The following is a 6,228-nucleotide window of genomic DNA, read 5'->3' on the forward strand; positions in this document are numbered from 1 at the left end:
ACCCCTATCAGTCGTCCTTTCTCGATCATCTGGGGGCATGCTTCGTTTTGAGGTGCCCTAGAGGGTTCACCTCGCACTGCATTCAGGTACATGCGATAGGGGTGAGGGCGATGAGGAAACTGCTGTATCGGCCGAATGGCTTCCGGCGAATGATTTCGGCGGTCATGGCCGTCGTGTTTACCGTGTCCATTGCAGGATCAGGGCTGATCCTGCCCTCGACGGCCTCGGCGTGTCCATCCAACAAAGCTGAGATTCAGATTCTCAAGTTCAATGACACAAACGCCGACGGAGTGAAGCAGTCGAGCGAGGCGAAGCTCGGTGGGTTCACGTTCTACATCAAGAACCTCGCTACAGGCCACGTATTCACTGAAACCACTCATAACGGGTCTGGCTTGACCGACCTTGTCCAGCTTGACGTTGGCAGGTACGAGATTACCGAGCAGGTCAAGAGTGGCTACAAGAACACCACGACCCTGCCGAAGATCGTCGAGATCCTTGCCTCGGACTTGGGCAAGATCAAGCCGGCCATTGAGATCGGCAACAAGGAAGTCGGCAGCATCAAAGTCACCAAGTACTTGAGTTCTAACGGTTCGAGTGAGAGTGGACCCAGACTTGCAGGGAACTGGACGTTTTCTCTCTACAAGAACGGCGCCTTGATCGAAACGAAGTCTACAAATGGAGGCGATCACGTTCACTTTGATGGATTGTTCGTTGGTGGTGGCTACACGGTTACAGAGGACCTCACCGGGAATACCGGGTACTACCTTGTTACGAGACTAGATCAGAAGACACTGTCAGTGTGTGCGGGGGATACGACCGATCTCAGTGTCTTCAACGCCAAGTACGCAAAGATCATCGTCACCAAGAACAACGCAGCCGGTGGCACTATCAAGGGCGTGACCATGACGCTGACAGGTCCCGGGGGAACGCGTACAGGAACAACCGGCAACGATGGAACATACACGTTCGGCAACCTTCTCCCCGGCACATACACGGTTGCAGAGACCGTGCCCTCGGGCTGGTACAGTGTGGATCCCAAGACCTCGGTGACGCTGACCGTCAAGACAGGCGACACCGCCTCCTGTGCCTTCACCAACGCGCAGTTCGCCTCTGTGACGGTAAAGAAGTTCCAAGACTACAACCTGAACGGAACCCGCGACTCCGGCGAGCCGCTGCTCTCAGGTTGGACGTTTGCTCTGAAGAGTAGCGATACCACCGTTGCCTCTGGAATCACAAATGCCAACGGTGAGGTCACCTTCAGCAACCTTCTCAACGGGACGTACAGCTTGGTTGAGGTGGCGCAGACCGGTTGGTATGCAACAACTACCCTGCCCATCACTGTTGGGCTGAGCCAGGGACAGAATGCGTCTTTTGAGGTCGGCAACACCTACGACGTCACAAAATCCTTCGAGTTCACATATCGCAACATGCCTGCGGGCGCGAAGCTTTATGCCACATACCAAGTCGTCGGCGGCGGGTCGGGCCGAGTGGATCTGGTTCGCGACGGAACCACGGATGCCTACAAAGGCTCCGTGAAGCTGCCTGTGATGTCTGTGATCACCGGTAGCTGGATGATCGAGCTTGCCAGTGGCGAGTCCATTGCCCTGAAGGCACCGTTCGGTCCGGAAACCCTCAGCGCGGATCTGCTCAACAAGAATGATTACTACGATCCGACTCTCTCCGGTCTTAAGTACAACGACCTCAATGCCAATGGTCAGCGCGATCAAGGCGAGCCTGGCATCGCTGGCTGGGGCATCACCCTTGAGCGCTTGGTTCCCAGCGGTGGGCAGATCCAGCCCAACGCCGTGGTCGCGACCACGTGGGAGACATGGGCAACCACTACCACGGATGCGAACGGCAACTACTCGTTCATCGACATGCCTCCGGGAACCTACCGCGTGGTCGAGGAGCAGCGTGCCGGTTGGGTCAATCTTGAGCATCCGAACGGGACCATGGTTGTTGAGAACGGAACCGCGATCACCGGTCTGCTGTTCGGGAACTACCAGCCGCCGAGTGTCACCGCACTCAAGTACAACGATCAGAACGGTAACGGCGTGCGCGAGGCCAACGAGCCGGCGCTTTCCGGTTGGACGTTCGCCCTCTACAACGGTGAGACCACGGTGACTGTGACGACCGGCGCCGACGGTAAGGCTCTCTTCTCGGATCTCAAGCCGGGAACCTACGTGCTGAGCGAAGTCGAGCAGGCGGGCTGGTTCAACACGACCGGACTTCCGTACACGTTCACCCTACAGAGCGGCGATGCCGGCACCATTCTCGTCGGTAATGCGCTTGCTCTCGGGTTCTCGGATGTCACGCTCGTCAAGTCCGCCGATCGCACGAAGGCAAAGCCTGGCGATCTGGTGACCTATACGCTCACGTACACCAACACCGAGCCCCTGACGGTCTCGGGCCTGACGATCACGGACAACTACGATCAGCGATACATGACCCCCGTGAATGTGGCGGGCGGGATCGACAATGGCGACACCATCAAGTGGGTCGACAACACCCCGCTTAAGCAGGGCGAGTCACGCACGATCACCTATACAATGCGCGTGAAGGCAGCGATGCCTGCAGGTACGACGCACATCGGCAACACCGCGACGATCACGCCCTACGACCACCAGTCGTCTTGGAACGTTGACGTGACCGTTGACGATCCATTCCTGCCCTTCACGGGCGGCAACTGGTCTCTCATCGGGATGTTCGCACTGCTTGCCGCAGGTCTCGGAGTATTCCTCCGCAGGATCGGACGGACTTCGCACTAGCGGGAAACAGCATTCTGGCGATAAGAAAGAGCCGCGAAGACGCGGCTCTTTCTTTGGTCGTACGTAACTCTCGGCTTACAGGGCAGGGATGCTCTCGCCCCAGTCGATCACGCCGTTGTCACGCCAGTCGATGACGTGGCCGATTTCATGACGAATGATGGTGGCGAGGCTCGCCGTGTGAGTGGCGGAAAGAATGATCCGACCGCTCTGGTAGTAAGTGATCGCCTGATAGCCACGAGCGTCCCCGAAGGTGATCGTCGTTCCCGCAAGGATCGGGTACTTGGCGACGTATGAGTCGAGGATGGCCTGAGCCTGCTCCTGCTCGCTCGGACCCGGAGTGACAACGGGAACCGGGGTCGGCGCAGGGACGGGTTCGGGAGCCGCGGCCGGAGCGACGTTCTCAGCAGCTGGGGTGGGAGCGGGGTTTGTGTTTGCCGGAGGAGTTGCCGTCGCTTGGTTCGGTGTGTTCAGGGCTGCGGATGGTTCAGCCTGAGCCGGGGTGGTCGCGGACGCAGGCGCGACGGTGGCGACCTCAGACGATGCCGACGCAACCACTATCGTTGGGTCTGAAGAGGTGATGGCGCCCGGGGAGGAGATTGCGACTGCCTGAGTGCCGGTATTGCTTGTCGGCATGCCGAGAGCGACGAGCGTCGGCACCGTGGTGAGCGCAAGAGCGGTCATGGCGACGGCGATGATGCGCCCGAGGTGTTTCGGCCAAGTGAACCGCTTCATGATCGTGTGCCCTTCTGCGAGATGCGAGCACATCGGCCGAGCTTCCCCCCTGCGTAAACACTCGCTGGGCGGAACCTCAGCCGAACGGCTTGGAGATCTCGTCCCGGCGGTCCGGCTGTCGTGGGAAGACGCTTGCCTTCCGTTAGACCCGTGACTTTGCGAGGCGGACTTTCGATCCGCTGTGCCTTTGTCGGGGAACACGTTCGATGTGCGGTTTTCAAATCCTTACACTGTGAGTATCGGCAGCGGGCGGTAGAATCATTACAGCTTTGTTCGAAGAAATCGGTCAGTTTCGAGGAGGATGGGATGCCGGAAGCGGGGAGCGGCCCTGAGAGGCGGAGCTGGAGGCTGGCAGCTTCTCTTCTCGGCGATGTGTTTCTCGGCATCGCGATCGGGCTGCTCGGCTACTACGCGGTGACAAACGGGGTCACGGCTGTCGAGCAGCAGGCCCTTCAGGCGCAAATTCCGCAGGTTGCAGACGTGCGTATCGTTCCCAACGAATCCGGGTCTGTGGTAACCACGGACTCTGCGAATTCAGCCGAGCAGGACAAGGCGTACTGGGGCGGACTTGCCGAGGGTGACGCTTTTGGCCGGCTGGTCATCGCGCGCATTGGACTGGACGTTGTGGTCGTCAAGGGCGTGAACCGGGACGATCTCATGAAGGGTCCGGGGTGGATCCCCACGACGAGCGTTCCCGGGACCACCGGCAACGTCGGCATCGCGGGGCACAGGACGACGTACCTGGCTCCGTTTCGCGACGTCGACCAGCTTCAAGTTGGTGACACAATCGAGTTCTACACGCCGTACAGCCGCTACACTTATCGGGTGAGCCGTACGCTGATCGTGTTGCCGACGCAGGTGGATGTCATGGACCCGACGCCGTCGCCCATGCTGACGCTTTCGGCGTGTCATCCTCCGTTCAGCGCCGAGTACAGAATGATCGTTCAGTCCGACCTCGCGAAAGTCGAACGCCTAGCGCCGGCTTCCGCGTCGAAATAGGGGGGCATCTCATGCGCGTTCTCGTTACCGGCGGAGCTGGCTTCATCGGTTCGAATCTCGTTGGCACGCTATTGGCGCGCGGCCATGATGTAGGCGTCGTGGACAACCTCTCCACCGGTCGCCGAGACAACCTTGCGCCCGAAGTCTGGTTCCGCGAGCTCGACATCCTGGACACGGCGCTGCAAGACGCGGTCGCCGAGTTCGCGCCTGAGGCCGTGGTCCACCTCGCGGCGCAGGCCAGTGTCTCGGAGTCACTGCGCGATCCCGAGCGCGACTGGGCCGTGAACGCCGAGGGTACTCGGCTGGTGGCTGCAGCCGCACGGCAAGTCGGCGTGCAGCGGATGGTCTCGGCATCCTCGGCGGCGGTCTACGGCGAGCCCGACGAGGCCGACTTGCCTCTGAAGGAGACGGCCCGCAAGGCGCCGGCGAACCCTTATGGCAAGAGCAAACTCGCCGCCGAGGGGCTTATGGCGGCCGAACTCGCCGGAAGCCCAACGGACTTCGCGTCGTTTCGCTTCAGCAACGTCTACGGTCCGGGGCAGGACGGGGCGGGTGAGGGCGGCGTGGTCGCCATCTTCTGCACGAGGCTGCGGGACGACGTGGCGCCCGTGATCTACGGCTCCGGCGGTCAGACACGGGACTTCATCTACGTCGGCGACGTGGTTGAGGCGATCATAGCGGCGGCCGAGGCATCGGGGTCGCTTGCGTCGATGGGTTCTGGGGCAGATGCAGCCTCGTACAACATCTCGACGGGCGCGGAGACGTCCGTGAACGGGTTGCTTGACGCGCTGCGTGCCGCATCGGCCAAGATGGGGGAGCCGATATTCTTGCCCGCACGCGACGGCGATGTCGACCGCAGTTCGCTCGATCCCGCGAAGGCATTAGGTGCTTTCGGCTGGCATGCAGTGGCTCCGCTGGAGCGTGGCGTGACGTCGACATGGCGATGGTTTGGCGGACACGCGTGAGTTCACGTACTCCATCCGGAGACGATCCCGGCGCGAACGGCGCTTCCTCAGGCCTCGCGATCGAGGCCGCCCAGTTACGCGCGCTGCATGAGGGCCGCGCTCTTGCCGAGCTTGCCGAGGCGGATGCGCTCGCTCCGGGCTCGGATGCGGTCGCGTGGCGCGGATCACTGCTGGCAACGGTCGCGGTCGTGAAAGGGCTTCCGGGGGAGGCCGAGTCCTGCGGGGGTGCTGCACTCAGCGGCGCGGATGGCCATGCGGCCGAAAGCGCGCTTGAAGCGCTTGGCTATGCGGCGGACACGCTCTTCTACACGCTTTCGCGTCCAGAACCCGGCATCGACCAGCCGGCACGATCTCGGCGGCTGCGCCGACAGATCGAGGCAGTCGACCCCGCGCTCGTGCTCGCCGTGGACATGGAGGCTGCGCAGGACGTGGCGGCTGCGTTCGGGATCACGACACCGCCGTTCGGCGCAGCTGTGACCGTGCTTGGCAGGAAGATCGTCGCCGTTAATGGTCTGGAGGCGTCACTTTCGGATCCGGCGCGAAAGCGGGCGGTGTGGGCCCAGATGCAGGCAGCACGGGCGCGCGGCCCGGTCTACTGACGCGAGAGCCTCGGACTCAAAGAGCGGCCCCCTCCGTCTGAACTAGACCCCAAAAGCTGGACGGCTTAATAGGGGTCTCAAGCGGCGTCCACGGACTGGGTCCGGAATTGTTCCGGGCTCAGCCCTTTCAGTTTCGGCTGGTACCTCTTGGTGTTCCAGTAGCGG

Annotated in this window: 6 protein-coding genes and 1 riboswitch; of the genes, 4 read left to right on the plus strand and 2 right to left on the minus strand. The window is 61.6% G+C overall.

All coding sequences use genetic code 11. From position 1 onward, the window contains the following. Positions 1–110: 110 nt before the first annotated feature. Entirely contained in the window at positions 111–2,768 is a 2,658-nt protein-coding gene (locus HGA39_08210; GenBank protein ID NTW29326.1) for a DUF11 domain-containing protein, read from the plus strand. A 75-nt stretch (positions 2,769–2,843) separates the two neighbouring features. Here the strand turns inward: HGA39_08210 and HGA39_08215 are convergent, their stop codons facing one another. Continuing rightward, on the minus strand, positions 2,844–3,500 hold the full coding sequence (locus HGA39_08215) for a hypothetical protein (protein NTW29327.1): 657 nt from the start codon (positions 3,498–3,500) through the stop codon (positions 2,844–2,846). A 102-nt stretch (positions 3,501–3,602) separates the two neighbouring features. Beyond that, positions 3,603–3,696: riboswitch (cyclic di-GMP riboswitch) on the minus strand. A gap of 110 nt (positions 3,697–3,806) precedes the next feature. On the opposite strand from HGA39_08215, the gene HGA39_08220 reads away from it, so the two are divergent. Genes HGA39_08220 through HGA39_08230 form a run of 3 tightly spaced genes read left to right on the plus strand, consistent with a single transcriptional unit; the run spans position 3,807 to position 6,063 of the window. Continuing rightward, a complete protein-coding gene (locus tag HGA39_08220; protein NTW29328.1) occupies positions 3,807–4,499 on the plus strand; it encodes a class E sortase in 693 nt (230 codons plus the stop codon). A gap of 11 nt (positions 4,500–4,510) precedes the next feature. Then, a complete protein-coding gene (locus HGA39_08225) occupies positions 4,511–5,464 on the plus strand; it encodes an NAD-dependent epimerase/dehydratase family protein (protein NTW29329.1) in 954 nt (317 codons plus the stop codon). Beyond that, on the plus strand, positions 5,461–6,063 hold the full coding sequence (locus HGA39_08230) for a hypothetical protein (protein ID NTW29330.1): 603 nt from the start codon (positions 5,461–5,463) through the stop codon (positions 6,061–6,063). Before HGA39_08225 ends, HGA39_08230 begins: the two co-directional genes overlap by 4 nt. A 77-nt stretch (positions 6,064–6,140) precedes the next feature. Here the strand turns inward: HGA39_08230 and HGA39_08235 are convergent. Beyond that, on the minus strand, positions 6,141–6,228 hold an 88-nt coding region (locus HGA39_08235), incomplete at its 5' end, for an IS3 family transposase (protein ID NTW29331.1).

Source organism: Coriobacteriia bacterium (assembly GCA_013336165.1).
Classification (GTDB): domain Bacteria; phylum Actinomycetota; class Coriobacteriia; order Anaerosomatales; family JAAXUF01; genus JAAXUF01.